We start from the raw sequence: 17,168 nt of genomic DNA, 5'->3' as shown, positions 1-17,168 counted from the left end.
CAGAAACAGCAAGAGAACAAGCAATAGGTTTTTTGCCTGTTTTGTTGTTAGTTTAGTAGTGTTTTTTTTCATTATGCATTTGTTGTTTATTATTTAATCGTTTTTGTAGAGATCCTTCGGCTGCTTTGTGCTCAGGATGACATTGTAGAGATCCTTCGGCTGCGCTCAGGATGACAATGCGTTTGTCATGCTGACGACGGAAGCATCTTTTGTCATGTTGAGCAGAGCATTAGCGGCGTCGAAACATCTTATTGGAGCGGAAAGGTTTGTGAAGCTAAACCATAGAGTATTCCTTTACTGCATAGGAATGGCTACGATATTTAACCTATCGCTAGCCCCGTCTAAAAGAGCTCTTATCCCTTGATTATTATCCGTTGCTGAAACATATCCTCTTAAATCTACGGTATAGCTTCCCGGATCTAATATTAGCATTTCAGTTCCGTTTAAATAAAAATAACCAGCAATAGAGGGAGCTCCTGCTGTTGAAAAAGGCATCGCACTTCTTATTAAGGTATTACCTACCGTATACGGACTTCCTAAAGGGACTGCCGAGAAAACCAATCTGGAACCAATTTGTTTGCTTAATCCATCTGTTAAATTTCCTCCTCCAAATTTTTCGATATGTCCTATTCCTACAGAATAAGAGAATGTCACAAGAGACTTTTTTGTAACACTAAAAGTTCTTTGGGTTAGAGTAGCTTCTGTTAGAACATCGTTTTTAGATTCTAACGTGAAACTTCCTGTCCCTGTTGCATCGCTACCGTCCGCACCTGCAAGCACTACCGGGACAGGTGGAATGTAATTTACCGTACCCAGTACACCATTAGCATCAGCTACAACGGTTCTGGTAGCACTAAAGGTTTGATCTTGTGATGCAGATGCAGTTCCGGAAGATGTTGTATTGATGGCATTTGTTGTGCCATTCAAAGGCAATGTTCTTATCCTTGCTATACCATTTACATCAAATTTTTCGCTGGCAAATCCTTGTGTATTTACTCCGAAATTACCTGTTGGAGTTATGCGAGCTCTTTCTATTCCACTTGTATTTCCTGTGGCTGTTATAAATGTTATGGGTGTAGGCTGTGTTGTAAATGAAGTGCCAATACTTAATCCTCGGGAATCATTGCCAGCAATTATTTGCGACATTTGTTCGGGATCTTGAAATAATTGCAGATTAGAACTTGCTCCATCGCTGTTATTGTCATTTGACGATAATGCTATGCTGGCTCTTTTGCTGCCAGCTATCCCTGTTTGGCTAAGCCCATTGTTAGGGAAAAAAGTTGTAGATTGATTAGTACCTAAGAAAGTAAGTGTTCTGCTTGCCTGGGTCAGTGTTCGGTTATTAGTGAGAGTGCCATCGGCATTGTAGATATTAACGGAAGCATTTGTTCCTGTATTTACTTTTTGCCATACGGTACCGTCAAAATAGAAATAACCGATAGTGGTTACATTAACGGTTTGCCCCGCAGGCGCTGTATCAGCTACCGTCACGTACACCAAAGTACCGGTTTGAGCTGAGGTATAAGTTTTGGCTCTTAGCTGGTCACCTGTAAGTCTTGGGGCGGTGATACCGTCTAATGAACTGGTATCGGTTGCTTTTCCTACAACATCCAAAGTGGATTTTGGTGTGTCTGTATTGATACCGACTTGTGCGGATAAATTTGTTGCTGCTATTAGCAATGCAGCGCTAGTAATTGTTGTAATATTTTTCATCGGTTTTTAAACTGTTTTTTGGTTAGAAATCCTTCGGCTGCGCTTAGGGTGACAGTGTTGAGATCCTTTAGCTATGCTCAGGATGACAGTGCGTTTGTCATGCTGACGACGGAAGCATCTTTTTGTCATGTTGAGCAGGGCGTTAGCAGCGCCGAAACATTTCTTTTTAACAGACTTCTTTTTTTGCACTACCCGTAAGTGACGGACGTCGTCGGGGATCGATGATGCCCGTCACAGGGTGTCGCAGATGGACGGCGCTGATAACCAACGTCGCCCGTCGTTTGTTATGATACGGTGAGTACTTTTTCAAATGCTGCCGTTCTTGGTTCCTTCAAGGAAGTGCTGCCGGATTGTTGTGTCACAATCTCCAGCCTGTAGGTTCCGGCAGGCAGCGTAGGGATGATAACGATAAGCTCCGAAGGATTGTTCACCACCACATCACTTTCTTCTACTTTCGTTCTTGTATTGGTATCTGTGCTTACGAAGTAGATACCGTTCCCTGGATTATCTCCGCCTACTTTTATTTTGGTTCCTGATATTTTCAGGTTTCGTCCCGGTGTAAGCAGGTCATTGATGCTGCCGCTTTTCACATCTGTTACCTGCAGGATTGCTGATGAGGCATCTGCCACCCCAAGAATATTGATCTCTATATTTGGTATTTCTGCTCTCAGCTTTTCTCCCTGGTTGAACTGGAAGAGAATGCTGTGCTTTTCACTGTTGAAAGTCTCGGATGGGCTGTCAAATACACCGCGTATCTGTGTATTTGCCGTGAAATATCCGGTATTTACAGAGAAGCCGTCGCATAGCTGGTAAGCCATTTCTTTCAGGAAAAGCTCCGTCGCATGCTCCATGGCAGAGGCGGAAATGTCTGCGCCTCCACGGTTTACTGCTGACTCACAGATTTGTTTTACAGAAAGGGAGCGCTCGCTTACCGTGCGTGCAATGAAATCGTTCGGGTTGTCTTTGGTGAAAGAGTTATCGTATAGATAAGCTTTGATTTTGTGTAGTATCACCATTTGTTTAAATTTTAATTGTTAATTTTTTGTCTTTTATATTTTTTTTGATCCTTCGGCTGCGCTTTGCTTCGCTCAGGATGACAGTGTGTTTGTCATGCTGACGAAGGAAGCATGTTTGTCATGTTGAGCGGTGTCGAAACATCTTTTGTTTTTTTATGAACTTCTTCTCTTTTGTGATATCCTTCGACAGCTCAGGATGACATGATCTTGTCATGTTGAGCGAAACGCAGTGAAGTCGAAACATCTTTTTTCAACAAGACAGCTCGGGGAATTTAAAGGCTTATGGGTGGAGGGCGCTGGAGATTGCATCCTAAAAACAGATCGTTACCGGGAGGTCTCCGGTAAGCCGGAATCAATATCATAAGCAATATTAATATCACACTGATGGCGATGATATTGATTACTCTGCCGATATATTTGAAGCTGATATTATAAGTGATGGATAATTGCTTGTTGTATGGGGCATTTGTACTCCATGTATGCTTAGAGTCATTTGGAGAAACAGTCTCAACAGGAGCAGGGGATATAGGTTGGGATGATGCGGCTGTTTTATGTTCAGCTTTAGGTTTCTCTGTAATCGTTTTAAGAGGCTTACTCTTTGGTTGCTGTATATCGGCTGCATCTGTATGGATGATTTCTGCACCTGATATTGTTGTGTCCTCTGCAATGACTAGTGCTGCCCCCTCCGATATATAGATCTTCCCGGACTGTGCCTGGCCTTCTTCCTGGCTGCCGGCGTATGCATCTTCCGGCTTGCATGCAGCATATGACATGATGGACGCGAACAGAAAGATAACCAGAAAACAAAAATATCTCCCGCTTATCATAAGAGGAGATACAGTGTTCTTTTTTCTGATCATTTGTGTTTTCACCATCTGTACTTTTAGTTAAATACCGGTAAATAACCGACCATATATATAAGGTATACTTACTATAGATCCATCATCATTATCAATTCGTGTTATTTACGATTGCAATATTATCTAAAAGCCTGGGTCTTTGTAGAGTGTTTAATATCTTGATTTCCGAAATAAGGATAAATTTCGGAAATACTTACATATGCTTGGCAGTGTTTTACAAATTAAATAATATGAAAATCAGTTATTTATTGTTTTTTTTGAAAATGATCCTTCAATAGTCGTTCGCAGTTCAATTTCTGTTTTTTGTATATTAAAATTGTATTTTTGGAGTGTTTTGATTTTGGAATATAGTGCCTGTTGAGTAAGAGCCTTGAACAGGCGATTTGGAGGCCATATATTTAAATATCAGGAAAATCGACATCAATAGACAATCTATAATTTCTCATATGAAAGTATTTCTTTACATTCTTTTCACTTTTTCTACCCTTCTTGGGCATGCCCAGAATAAGCAATTGTCAATAATCCGATCAGAAGAATCCGTAATCAGCAAAAAACTAGATGAGGATGAACTGAATGTGGATGCTGACCCGAAAGAAAAAGAAATGCTGCTACTCCGCTTAAAGCAGCAGTCTGAAGCGTTAAACTATCATGTCGGTGTATTACGTTGCGTCAATAAGCTCATGAGATTATATTCCAGTCAGGGAAGATCAAGGGAAGTTGTAGACCTTGGAAATGACATAAAAAAAAGCATTACGGATAAGAAAGACCTGCAGGGTATCATCTCAACCATATACAGGCTTAATGCGCTGAACCTGGGATATCTTGGTCTGGATGATGCCAGCCAGAAAGATTTCAGAACAGCTATCACATATGCTGAGACCATCGAGAACAGGGACGCTAAGTTGTACAAGCTCTCGCTTTGCTATCAGAATATGAATGTCTATTTTGCTAAGAAATACCTGGAAAATAGAAAGTACGGGGATTCTACTGTGTATTATCTCAATAAGAGCCAGGAACTGGCAAAGCAGATCAGGGATAATAACGGCGTGGTATCCAACAGTTTGAAGTATAGCCAGATTGCCTTTAATGATATGCGTCTTGGTATGTATTATCTTCAGGATACCGATACACCCGGAAATCTGAAACAGGCAGAGAAATACCTGCTGGAAGCGGCAAAAATATATAACAACAGGCAATATGACATTCCGCCGGATGATAGGGTCATGATGCTGAACCAACTAAGCTGGCTGTACTTGGAAAAGAAGGATTACAAAACATCTATTGATTATGCCAAGCAGGCGCTGACAATGGAAAAAGAATACAGGGATCCCGAAAACAGGGTGGAATCCTATGAGTTCCTGGCAAGCTCCTATCTGGAAACCGGTGAAAAAGAGCAATCCAAATTCTACATGGATCGTTACACGCTTCTTAAAGACAGCCTAACGCTTGCCGACAAGAAGAACGCGGATGTCTCTATGAAAAAAATGGTATCGGAAGTAGATAATGAGCATAAGATGCTTACGCAGAGACAATGGCTACTGACGGGATTGCTCTTTTGCGGATTGGCAATCTTTATATGGATATTGTGGGGAAGAAAGAAAAGGAGTCTTCGTAAAAAGTATGAGGAGATGATCAGTAAGCTGCAAAACGAAACGCTGAGCAACCAGAGCTATGAAAATAATGCGGAACCAATACCGGCTATTAAAAACGGGATCTCCAACGATACCGAAAAAGATCTCTTGGTACGGCTGGAGAACTTTGAAGCCCAGGAAGTATTTCTTGATAAGGATATTACTCTCACCACGGTTGCCACAATGTTCAATACCAATACAAAATACCTTTCGGAGACTATAAAGAAATACAGGTCACAGAATTTCAGCAATTATATCAATAGCCTGAGAGTCAACTATATTGTCCATAAGCTGTACAATGAACCAAGATACAGGGATTATAAGATAAGTTATCTTGCTGAGCAATGCGGATTTGCGACTTATCAGGTGTTTATACTTGCTTTCAGAAAAGAGCATGGAGTTACACCGTCTTATTTTATACAGAATTTAAAACATGATAAGGTTATAACACTTGAGCAATAATGTATTGTATTAAAAGAGTATTGAAGGATGTCTTCTGACAGAGGTATAAAGCACACTTCATTAAATAAACAATCCCCTTATAAAACCAACTCTTCAAATAACCTGTCAAATGTTCTCTCCAAGTCTTTACTTGAGCCCGGATGGGGTCTTGAGGTCTGGATAATGCTGCTTTTTACAGCTGTTAACCAGCGGAAACGTTCAGGAATATCAAGCTGGGCAATAGAACCGGCGGATGGTTCGCCTTTTGCGATCTTTTCAAAAGATTCAAGATGTTTACGTACCTCCTCATATTCCGTTTTGGAATGTAACAGCCTGAATTTATCCTCACAAAGATGGATCTTAACTTTAATAAACTTCTCTTTTTTCGAGAACATAATTAATCCAACGTTGAAGAATTCTTCACGTTCAGGTTTTGGAACCAGACGGATTACAGCATATTCATATAACTTTTGCTCTTGCATTTTTGGCTTCATTTAAAAAGTTATCAGAATGTTCCAGTCTTATCATAAGGAATCTATAATAGACTTCTTTGATCTCTTCAGGTGACAATTCGGTGTCGTTCCAATGCAGCCAGTCTGTCGGGATCAATTCTACAATTTCTCTCAGTATCTCCGGAGTGAGAATAGATTTGAATCTCATATTGACATCATCTAGCTCAGAGGCTTGAGGAAGCAATACGTGATCTTTTATCATTACAAAAGGACTCACGGCATTCTTCTCCCAATTATCCCAGGAATGATGAAAATATAAGGATGCGCCATTGTCAATCAGCCAAAGTTCTTTGTGCCAGATCAACATATTGGTGTTGCGAAATGTTCTGTCGATATTGGTAAGGAATGCATCCAGCCAGACAATCTCAGAAGACAGTTTTGAATCGATTTTCACTGCGCCCGGATCATAAGTGATGGCACCGGAAAGATAATGTAAAGCCAGATTGAGCCCGCAGCTGGCTTTTAGAAGATCCTGAATCTCTTCATCGGCTTCACTTCGTCCAAAGTCTTCAGATAAATTTGCAAACACTAATTCTGGAATTCTGAATCCTAAAACCTGTGCTATTTTCCCGCCAATCAACTCAGAGATCAACGCTTTTACGCCATGACCTGCACCACGAAATTTCAGTACATATTTGAAATCGTCATCTGCTTCTGCTAACGCCGGTAGAGAGCCGCCTTCCCGCAAAGGAAGGATGTACCGTGTAACGGTAACTGTTCTTAGAGATAAGTCCAATTTATAATTTTTTGTAAAAATAGGTATTTGGAAAGAAAAAGAGTGCTATCTGCAAAATGTTAACATTTATCAATTCGAAATATAAATGCCTTTCTAATGCGTATTTGATATTAATATGTGATTAAGTATAAATACGTAATCTTTATTTTTTGTTGTTATTTAATTTATTTGTGTTAAAAAATAAGTTATATTTGTGAATGGAATGATTGTATATGCTGTTATTGTTGAATTTATTTTAAAACTACTATGAATAACCTCAAAAATAATATATATGAGAAATTTTTACCTAAAAATTTGTATTCTCTTAATTATGTTTTGGGCGAAATTAAGTTTTGCCCAAGCCTTTACAGAGAATTTTGACAATGTTGCCACACTCACCGCGAGTGGTTGGTATCAGCAGAATAATAGTTCTACAATTGGAACCAATCCTAATTGGATTCAAGGTGTACCCACTCCCACAGGTCCTTTCGATTCTTATAATGGTGCAGCAAACTCGTACATTTGTGCAAATTATAACTCAACAACCGGCAATAATACGATCAGTAACTGGCTCGTCGCACCGAACAGAACTTTGCGGAACGGAGATGTCTTTACGTTTTATACCAGAATACCAACCCCAGCCCCGACAGAATATCCTGATCGCCTTGAAGTTCGTATGAGTACAAATGGAGCCAGTGTAAATGTTGGAACAGGTCCAACCGGACTTGGAGATTTTACAACATTGCTGTTAAGCGTAAATCCAAACTTGACAACAGGAGTTTATCCGAAGGTGTGGACGCAGTTTACTATTACAATTTCCGGTTTGCCTGCGCCTACATCGGGACGTATAGCATTCAGGTATTTTGTAACAAGTGGAGGCCCAACTGGAACAAATTCAGATTATATAGGAATAGATAATGTGGTTTACACGCCTTATGTTTGTCCGGCGTTTACTATGACACCTGGCGGAGCTTTAACAGCTGGTGCTGCGGGCAGTCCTTACAGTAAAACGCTTACGCAGACAGGGGCTTTAGGAACTCCTAGTTTTGCCATTACAGCAGGTGCACTTCCTCCGGGATTAACTTTATCTTCCTCAGGAACTATTTCGGGAACACCGACTGCTACAGGGACATTTAATTTTACTGCGACGGTGAGTGATGCTAGTGGATGCTCAGGTTCTCAGAATTATTCTATTACTGTACTATGTCCGTCAAACCCGATTACTATAGCTAATTTTCCAACACTTTGTAGTAATAGTGGATTATATACTTTGACAGAAGCTTCTCCCGCAGGCGGGACATACAGTGGAACGGGAGTGAGTGGAGGCAAATTTGATCCGGCTGCAGGTACGCAAACTATTACTTACGATTATACAGATGCTTATGGCTGTGCGCATTCCATGAGTAAAACTATAACAGTTAATCCTGAACAAAATATTACATCCCAGCCAAGTGCCAGCACAATTTGTGCGGGTGCTAATACAACATTCAGTGCTACAGCTAACAATGCTACAGGGTACCAATGGCAGGTTAATACTGGTTCAGGCTTTACAAATGTCAGCAACACTGCACCATATTCCGGAGCAACGACGGCTACGCTGACTATTACAGGAGCGACTGCCGCAATGAACGGTTATGTTTATCGTGTAGTAATTTCAGGCTCTACGGGATGCGATCCTAAAAATTCAAACAGTGCAGTCTTGACCGTTAATTCTGCTCCGTCAATTACGACCCAACCGAGTGCAAGTACGATCTGTGCGGGTTCTAATACGACATTTACTGCTGCTGCAAGCAATGCCACCGGTTATCAATGGCAGGTTGATTCAGGCTCCGGCTTTACGAATATCAGCAACACCGCACCATATTCCGGAGCAACGACAGCTACGTTGACTATTACCGGCGCAACAGCTGGCTTGAATGGTTATGTGTATCGAGTTGTGGTAACAGGATTGTGTACACCGGTTGTAACTTCAAACAGTGCAGCCTTAACAGTTAATTCTGCTCCGTCAATTACGACCCAACCGATTGCAAGTACGATTTGTGCAGGTTCTAACGCTACGTTTACCGCTGCTGCAAGCAATGCCACCGGTTATCAATGGCAGGTTGATTCAGGCTCCGGCTTTACGAATATCAGCAACACCGCACCATATTCCGGAGCAACGACAGCTACGTTGACTATTACCGGCGCAACAGCTGGCTTGAATGGTAATGTATATCGAGTTGTGGTAACAGGATTGTGTACACCGGTTGCAACTTCAAACAGTGCAGTCTTGACCGTATCATCAATAAGTGGTTCGACAACTAAAACTGATGTTACTTGTAATGGAAGTTCTAATGGAACGATAACCCTTACACCTTCTGGTGGCGTATCTCCTTACACTTTTGTTTGGAATGATGGGGCAGATACTCAAAATAGAACAGGTCTTGCAGCAGGAACTTATACAGTAACTATCAAAGATGTTAATGGTTGTACAGGATCTGCTTCTGTAACGATTACGGAGCCAGATGCATTGGTTGCTACGGCAGGAGCACAAACTAATGTTGCTTGTAATGGTAGCGCGACGGGTTCAGCAACAGTTAATGTTACTGGCGGAACGGGTAATTATATTTACAGCTGGAATACAACACCGGAACAGACAGGGATGACGGCGACAGGATTGGCTGCAGGTACTTATATTGTAACGGTAAAAGATGCCAACCAGTGTCAGACAACACAATCATTTACAATTACAGAAGCAGAAGCGGTAATTGCTCCTACAGGTGCGGCAACACAAAGCTTCAATGCCGGAGATACACTAAGTGTTTTAGTTGCTAATGGTCAGAATATCAAATGGTATGCAACAGCAGGTGATGCAACCAATCATATTAATAATTTACCAATAAGTACTTTGATTGTTAATAATACAACTTATTATGCAACGCAAACTGTTGGCGGATGCGAATCTAAAACATCATTGGCAGTTTTAGCCTGGAATGAAGATATGGGTGTGATAAATAATGATGGTAAGACCAAAATCCAAATTTATCCAAATCCTGTTAAAGAAGTCTTACACTTCGGTGGCGAAGAGAAAATCAATAAGATTGTAATTATGTCAATTGATGGTAAGAAAGTCTCAGAGAAAACAATGTATGGCGAAAGAAAACTGAATGTTCATACTTTGATACAAGGTACTTATCTGATTAATATCTTTACAGATAAAGGTATTCAAACCATTAAGTTTATCAAAAACTAAACTTAAATTATAATTCTGTAAGGGCCATCACAAATTTGTGATGGCTTTTGTTTTTATGATATTCAGAACAAAAATCAACGCTTTCATAACATTTTTAACAAGGCAGTCAAGGAAGATTATATATTTGAATTTGATGAAAAATGCCATTAATAATTTTAAAAAAAAACAGAAACTGCATTTGTTTATCTTTGTTATTATGAGAAAATATTCTAGTTTTTTCCTACTTTTTCTGATGGTTTTTTGTTCCGGGCAAAATGCTTTCCACGCATTACGGAAAGAACTTGATAATAAGATTCAAAATTCGGATTATCCAACTGCTTTGGAACTGATCAATCAAAATAGGGAACATTATAATCCCGAGGAAAAGACAGATCTGGATGTTTCGAAAGTAAAAATCCTGACGGAATTGGGACTCTACGATGAGGCTTTCAAACTGTCGCAAAATCTCATCAATTCTAAACTGACACCTGAACAGCAAATCAAAATCCATATCGAAAGAGAATTGATTTTTGAAATTAATAATGATGAAAAATCCTGTAAAATTGAAATCGATAAAGCAGAACAGCTTCTCAAAGATCATCCTGAATTCAAATCTAAGAATTACAGTCATTTCCTCATCAGAAAATCTTCTTATTACAGAGTTAATGGTCATCGGGAGCTGGCTTTTAAAATTGCCAATGAAGCTAAAAAATATGCACTTCTCGTTAACGATCAAAAAAATCTTCCTGATGTCGAATTAATCCTTGGATTGGGGAACCGGAAGAATCCGGAAAAGATGCTGGAACATTTTCAGAGGGCGCTTTATCTGTATAAAAAACTGCACCATAATGAGGCAATCAATTCGATGTATAATAATATTTCGTTTTTATATCTATCCAAAAAGGATTATAAAATGGCCAATATCTATATAGATTCTGCAATTGCCAACTCCAAAAATTCCAAAGTTTTGAATTACAGAGCCGATATTTTTCAATTGAAAAGCGAAATTATGGAAAAGCAAAATCAACCTGATTCCGCTTTACACTATTACAAACTGGCTTCAGGCCTGTACAATCAGTTCAACAATCAGCAAAGAGATCTTAAAGTTAAAGAACTGGGAATTCAGTTTAATTTTCAGAAGGAAAAAACAGAGAAAGAACAACTACAAAAGAACATTGCGGGAACTCGAAAGCTTAATATCACATTGTTTATACTTCTGGTGGTTTTAATTGGTTTCATTTGGTTTATTTTGAAAAGCAAAAAAAGAATCGAGGTTCAAAAAAAGGAAATCTCTGATAATAACAATGCGCTCCAGAGAAATTTGGAAGAAAAACAGTTTTTGGTTCAGGAGCTTAATCATCGTGTGAAAAATAATCTTTCCGTTATTCTCAGTCTTATTGATTTTCAGAAAGACGAGGCAGAAAATGGGCTTCATAAAAAGAAATTCGAGGATCTTTACAAACGGATCAGAACCATTATGATTGCGCACGAATTGTATTCTTATAATATCAATCACAGTGATCATTCTTATATCGAGATTCAGGATTACACGCATAAGATTTTTGAGACTCATAAAAATAGCTCCGGCCGAGAATTTACGTGTGATTTGAAATCAGAAAATCTCTTGTTGAAGGTGGATAAAGCGCTACCATTGGGTTTGTTATTAAATGAATTAATTACAAACTCATTGAAACACGCACAATCTGATGGTGACTTGAGGCTGACTTTGAATCTAAAAAAAGTGGAAAATAATATCGAGATTGGATACCAGGATAATGGAAAGGTTTTCAGTTTTGATGAAAGTAAAAGTTCGCTGGGTATTTTCATTATCGAGGGAATGATAAAACAGTTGCGTGGACACTATAGAAGAACCAGTTCAGAATACAAAATAACTTTTCCCGATGTCTGAAAACAAAGAAAAAATATTGATTGTAGAAGATGAAGTGCTGATTGCATTTTCTCTCAAAAAAATGCTGGAGCCGTTTTTCTCATCCGAGATGGCAAATGATTTTGACGAAGCAAAACTTCTCTTAACACATAAAGATTTTGACTTGGTTCTTATTGATATTACATTGCCTGGCGATAATACGGGATTGGATCTGGCAAAGCTGATTAATGAACAATTTTCGATTCCTTTTATTTTTACAACCGCTTTGACGGATACTGAAACATTAGACAAAGTGAAATCGGCGAAACCATCCGCTTATCTTTCCAAGCCTGTTGAAAGGGCTAATCTTATCACAGCGATTGATCTCGCATTGGCCAACTTTGATTTTGCAATCAAGATCGAGATTGGAAAGCAAAGCTATTACATCCAATCTAAGGATTTTTTGTATGCGGAAGCGGATCACATCTATGTGGAATTGTTCCTGAAATCTGGTAAAAATCAAATTCTCAGAACCACCTTGTCACATCTGGAAGAGATTTTTCCGGCCAAATATTTCAAACGAATCAACCGAAGTGTGGCTGTCAATCCTTATCATATTTTGAAAATCATCAGTGATAAATTGTATTTGGAAGACAAGATTTTTAAGATCTCCAAGCATTTCTAACTTTATTTTAGAACAAAAACCGAGGGTTTCAGAACATTTTTTCGGGTAAGAATTTCAACGTTTCTATTTTTAATGAATGAATGCTAAATCATTGTCATTCAATTCTAATCTGTTAAAACTGAAATTATGAAAACACTTCTATTCTTTCTTTCTTGTTTGTTGATTCCTGTTTTTGTTGATGCACAGATTTCGCCAAGTCTTAATGGTATTGTGTATGTCAATGCGGCTGTAATTGGTGGTGCAGAAACCGGTTCTTCGTGGTCCAATGCTTCTAAAAATTTAAAACAAGTCATTACGACTGCTAACTCTAATCCAGCAATTAAGGAAATCTGGGTTGGTAAGGGAACTTATTATCCGTCTACGACTTCCAACAGAGATGACTTTTTCTATATCACCAGAAATGATCTGAAGGTTTATGGGGGCTTTTCAGGAGCAGAAATATCTTTATCAGAAAGAGATATCCAGGGCAATGAAACCATTCTGAGTGGTAATATTGGAGCAGTAAATTCTGCTAATGATAATAGTTACCATATAATGGTTATCGATGCGTATGATACGGCAATTGATAACTCTACACAGATAGACGGATTTACATTTCAGGATGGGAATGCAAGCGCCGGATCTATTTTAAATAATTATTTTCCAAGATATACCGGAAGTGCGATTCTGATCTATCCTTCGATTGCCAATAATTCTCCTTTAATAAAAAATAATATTTTCAGGAATAATTCTCAGTTTCAGTTAGGAGCCTTAGCCATTGAAGCCAATACTTCAGGGGCTAATATTACGCGCGTAGAAAACTGTTATTTCTATAATAATTATTCTAAATATGCAGGTGGAGCACTTGATGTTTATAATCATTATGGAACGGCTCAGAACATCGAAATCAAAAATTGTCTTTTCGAAGCTAATATTGTTGATAATGCTTCCCAGAGCGGGGCAAACGGAGGAATAGGAGCAGCAGTATTTGCATATGGAACTAATAACGTACTGATTAACACAAGTCGGTTTGTGAACAACAAAATTGGCACTTATACCCAATACGCTGGAACATACAAAGGGACAGCTATTGCTGCAAGAAGCACAGCGAAAGTAACGTTGGTCAACAGCTTGATTTATTCTGATGACATTTATATTCCTCTATTCAACAATGGTGCGACTCTCAATATAATTAATTCCACAGTTTACAATCCGGATGGTGGAACCATCTTATCGACGCAAACTCCGGTTCTGAATTCCATACAGAATTCTATTCTTTGGATGGGTGGAAACTCTGCTAACACAATTGATGGTTTGGGAACAACGGTTACAGCAAACAATTCCATTATTCTTCCCAAGTACAATGCCACTTTGACAGGCTCTGATAATTATACGACAGATCCCTTATTCAAAGATATTGCTGCAAAAGATTTTACGTTGCAAACTTCAAGCAATGGCATTAATAAAGGAAATAATTCTTTCTATGATGCTTCAAAATATGGCAGTTTTGATCTTTTGGATAAAAGCAGAATCGAAGAAACAACCATTGATATTGGGGCTTTTGAACTACAGCCGACTTTATCAGCGTTAGATATTGTGGAAGATAAGAATATTGTGATCTATCCAAATCCGGTGAAGGATATTCTGAATCTGAAAACTAAAGAAAAAATCTCCAGGGTAGAAATCATATCTATGGATGGAAAAAAAGTATTGACAAGAAATATTGATAATGAAACGAAATTAGATTTGAGATCATTACCAAAAGGGATTTACTTCATTCATATTTCTATTGAAAAGGAAATACAATCCATGAAATTCATCAAGAAATAATAAAGTTGATAATCGGCCTGATTTATTTGTAATCACTCGTCAATAGTAACTTATATCACAAAACTGAAAACACAAGATAAAACTATGGATTCTAAATTTATCAAAAAATAGACGAACAATAAAAGTTGATTTTGCCGGGAGATTTTCTTCCGGCTTTTTTTATTCTCAATCCGAATCGCTATTTTTGGAAAAAATATAAAATGTCCAGTTTCATAGATTTCGGAATCGCTCAAAAACAATACAACAGAATGAATAGAATCACGCAGCTTTTCGGAACAAAATATCCAATCATTCAAGGTGGAATGATCTGGCATTCCGGATGGCGACTGGCTTCGGCGGTTTCTAATAATGGCGGATTGGGATTGATTGGTTCGGCGAGTATGTATCCCGACATTCTGAGAGAAAATATCAGAAAATGTAAAACGGCGACGGATAAACCTTTCGGAGTGAATGTCGCTTTGCTTTACCCGAATCTTGAAGAGATCATCAACATTATTTTGGAAGAAGGCGTAAAAATCGTTTTTACATCGGCTGGCAATCCGAAAACTTATACCGAAACTTTGAAAAAAGAAGGCATCAAAGTCGCTCACGTTGTATCGAGTGTGAAGTTTGCCATAAAATGTCAGGAAGCTGGAGTTGATGCAGTTGTAGCAGAAGGTTTTGAAGCAGGCGGACATAACGGACGAGATGAAACGACAACACTTTGTTTGATCCCGAATGTCAGGAAACATATCGATATTCCTTTGATTGCTGCGGGAGGAATTGGTTTAGGAAGCCAGATGAGGGCAGCAATGACTTTGGGTGCTGACGGCGTTCAGATCGGTTCCCGTTTTGCAGCAACAGTCGAAGCAAGTTCTCACGAGAATTTCAAAAATAAAATCGTTGAACTGAAAGAAGGTGATACGCAATTAACATTAAAGGAATTAGCGCCGGTTCGATTAGTTAAAAATAAATTCTTTCACGACTTAGAAAATCTTTACGAAACGGGCAGAAATATCGAAGCTCTGAAAGAAACGCTCGGAAGAGCCCGTGCAAAACGCGGAATGTTCGAAGGTGATTTGGTAGAAGGCGAATTGGAAATCGGACAGGTTTCTGCTTTGATAGATGAGATTCTTCCTGTTGAAAAAGTCTTCGAAAACTTAATTAAGGAATTTAATGAAGCAAAAGTCGATTTGAGTTTGTAAGAAACAAATTTAAAGACAGATGAGACAAATTTGAAAGGCTTCGAGATCCTCAGCCTGACAAGTATTAACATTACACCAAAAGAAGCCTAATTGCTCATCTTTTATAATTCATCATTAATCATTTATAATTAACTACGTGTTCTCAAAACAAGAAGCTCAAAAATTGAAAACAGAATTCTGGACAGCTTTCGGAAAAGCTTTCCCAAGAAAATGGCTGTTGTATGATACCAAAATCAAGGATTTTTCTTTCAAGTTTTATGCAGATAACAAAAAAGCTGAGGTTTCGATTGATATCGAGATGAAAGATGAACTGTTCAGAAATGCTTATTACGAGAAGATTTGGTCTTTGGAATCAATCCTCGAAGATTTTATAGGTGGATTTACAAAAGATGAATTTTATGCTTTGGACAACGGGAAAATCATCAGCAGAATTTGGGTTGAGAAAACCGGAGTCAGCATTTTCAACAAACAAACCTGGCCAGATATCTTCGAGTTTTTTGTTGAGAAAATGGATGGTTTTGAACGGTTCTTTTATGAATATGAGGATTTTATAAAAGATGTTTAGAATCTGAAGCAAGAAAATACTGTTTATTTAATATGCTTACTACGATAACAATGAAAAATATTACAATAAAAGCCAACGATTTTTTTGAATTACTGAAGCTGAGAGATCAGTCGATGTGGGATGTTTTTGCATCAATGATTGATGGCGAAGAGAAAGAGATCGTTTTCCTGAATGATGAGAATCAATATCTTTTCCACTACGTTTTGCCAACAACTATAGAAAAACTACAAGAGGATAAAACGCTTTTTGCGAAGGAGTATTCAGAAAAATTATCAGGACTTAACTAAGTGTTTCTTCCATTCAAAATAACCGATAATCGCCATAATGGTGAAAACAAAATACTGCAAAGTAGTGAATCCTAGGCCTTTGTAATACATCATCGGGATGCAGATAAAATCGGCAACAATCCAAAAAATCCAGTTTTCGAGATTTCGTTTAGCCATAAAATACATCCCGACAAGGAATAGGGAAGTGGTTAGAATATCGGTGTAATTAGCCCAATCCAGATGGTAAAGTCCGAGTTTGACGCCTTGCATTGAAAACTGATTATCAATATACGGTTTGAGATAGTAAATCAATCCGACAAAAAGCAAACTTCCTGCAAATAGCATGCTTCCGACCTGCCAGTCTTTTTTGCCGGCTTTCTTTACTTCTACGTGGATGTGGTCATCAGAATGTTTGGACCAAAGAATCCAGCCATAGATACTCATCACAGTATAATAAACATTGATGAGCATATCTCCCAAAAGTCCGAAGACAAACATAATATAAATGAAAAGCACGGTGGAGATAATTCCTGTCGGGTAGACCCAGATGTTTTTTCGGATGGAATAATAGACACTCATCAACCCAAACAATACGGCAACAATTTCTAAAACAATAAGATAAGTCTCGTAAGAACTGTATTGTGCAGTCAGATATTCGAAGAAATTCATAGTCTCAAAGATAATTATTAATCT

Annotated in this window: 14 protein-coding genes; 8 read left to right on the top strand and 6 right to left on the bottom strand. The window is 38.5% G+C overall.

Annotation, left to right across the window (positions count from 1 at the left end):
- Positions 1–294 precede the first annotated feature (294 nt).
- The 3 genes from QOL71_RS14490 to QOL71_RS14480 form a co-directional block, all read right to left on the bottom strand.
- Entirely contained in the window at positions 295–1,680 is a 1,386-nt protein-coding gene (locus QOL71_RS14490; RefSeq protein ID WP_283417630.1) for a hypothetical protein, read from the bottom strand.
- 317 nt (positions 1,681–1,997) lie between these two features.
- A complete protein-coding gene (locus QOL71_RS14485; RefSeq protein ID WP_283417629.1) occupies positions 1,998–2,729 on the bottom strand; it encodes a DNA-binding domain-containing protein in 732 nt (243 codons plus the stop codon).
- Between the two features lie 272 nt (positions 2,730–3,001).
- The gene (locus QOL71_RS14480) at positions 3,002–3,589 is read right to left on the bottom strand and encodes a hypothetical protein (protein WP_283417628.1); all 588 of its coding nucleotides are present in this window, start codon (positions 3,587–3,589) and stop codon (positions 3,002–3,004) included.
- Between the two features lie 446 nt (positions 3,590–4,035).
- Here QOL71_RS14480 and QOL71_RS14475 point away from each other — a divergent pair, with 446 nt between their 5' ends.
- Positions 4,036–5,682, top strand: a complete 1,647-nt coding sequence (locus QOL71_RS14475) for a helix-turn-helix domain-containing protein (protein ID WP_283417627.1) — start codon at positions 4,036–4,038, stop codon at positions 5,680–5,682.
- Positions 5,683–5,759: 77 nt separating this feature from the next.
- Here the strand turns inward: QOL71_RS14475 and QOL71_RS14470 are convergent, their stop codons facing one another.
- Both QOL71_RS14470 and QOL71_RS14465 read right to left on the bottom strand, forming a co-directional pair.
- Entirely contained in the window at positions 5,760–6,143 is a 384-nt protein-coding gene (locus tag QOL71_RS14470) for a DUF3037 domain-containing protein (protein ID WP_283417626.1), read from the bottom strand.
- Complete coding sequence (locus QOL71_RS14465; protein WP_283417625.1) at positions 6,121–6,909, bottom strand: HipA family kinase; 789 nt, start codon at positions 6,907–6,909, stop codon at positions 6,121–6,123. The genes QOL71_RS14470 and QOL71_RS14465 overlap by 23 nt, the downstream gene beginning before the upstream one ends.
- A 271-nt stretch (positions 6,910–7,180) precedes the next feature.
- On the opposite strand from QOL71_RS14465, the gene QOL71_RS14460 reads away from it, so the two are divergent.
- The 7 genes from QOL71_RS14460 (at position 7,181) to QOL71_RS14430 (ending at position 16,496) form a co-directional block, all read left to right on the top strand.
- The gene (locus QOL71_RS14460) at positions 7,181–10,120 is read left to right on the top strand and encodes a T9SS-dependent choice-of-anchor J family protein (protein ID WP_283417624.1); all 2,940 of its coding nucleotides are present in this window, start codon (positions 7,181–7,183) and stop codon (positions 10,118–10,120) included.
- 196 nt (positions 10,121–10,316) lie between these two features.
- Positions 10,317–12,008: a sensor histidine kinase gene (locus tag QOL71_RS14455; RefSeq protein WP_283417623.1), complete on the top strand. Its 1,692-nt coding sequence runs from the start codon at positions 10,317–10,319 to the stop codon at positions 12,006–12,008.
- Positions 12,001–12,651, top strand: coding sequence for a response regulator transcription factor (locus tag QOL71_RS14450; RefSeq protein ID WP_283417622.1), 651 nt, complete (start codon positions 12,001–12,003; stop codon positions 12,649–12,651). The genes QOL71_RS14455 and QOL71_RS14450 overlap by 8 nt, the downstream gene beginning before the upstream one ends.
- Positions 12,652–12,777: 126 nt before the next feature.
- Positions 12,778–14,460: a T9SS type A sorting domain-containing protein gene (locus QOL71_RS14445; protein ID WP_283417621.1), complete on the top strand. Its 1,683-nt coding sequence runs from the start codon at positions 12,778–12,780 to the stop codon at positions 14,458–14,460.
- A 248-nt stretch (positions 14,461–14,708) separates the two neighbouring features.
- Entirely contained in the window at positions 14,709–15,644 is a 936-nt protein-coding gene (locus QOL71_RS14440) for an NAD(P)H-dependent flavin oxidoreductase (RefSeq protein WP_283417632.1), read from the top strand.
- A 136-nt stretch (positions 15,645–15,780) separates the two neighbouring features.
- Positions 15,781–16,209, top strand: coding sequence for a DUF4268 domain-containing protein (locus QOL71_RS14435; protein ID WP_283417620.1), 429 nt, complete (start codon positions 15,781–15,783; stop codon positions 16,207–16,209).
- Between the two features lie 50 nt (positions 16,210–16,259).
- Positions 16,260–16,496: a hypothetical protein gene (locus QOL71_RS14430; protein ID WP_283417619.1), complete on the top strand. Its 237-nt coding sequence runs from the start codon at positions 16,260–16,262 to the stop codon at positions 16,494–16,496.
- Here the strand turns inward: QOL71_RS14430 and pnuC are convergent.
- Positions 16,482–17,144 carry a nicotinamide riboside transporter PnuC gene (gene pnuC, locus QOL71_RS14425; protein ID WP_283417618.1) on the bottom strand — a complete coding sequence of 221 codons (663 nt, stop codon included), beginning with the start codon at positions 17,142–17,144 and terminating at the stop codon, positions 16,482–16,484. The two genes, QOL71_RS14430 and pnuC, sit on opposite strands and share 15 nt — an antisense overlap.
- Positions 17,145–17,168 lie beyond the last annotated feature (24 nt).

Origin of the sequence: Epilithonimonas pallida, from assembly GCF_900182975.1 — a bacterium.
GTDB classification, from domain to species: Bacteria; Bacteroidota; Bacteroidia; order Flavobacteriales; family Weeksellaceae; genus Epilithonimonas; species Epilithonimonas pallida.
The sequence above is the reverse complement of the archived record's forward strand: the minus strand, read 5'-3'. Positions and strand labels throughout refer to the sequence as shown.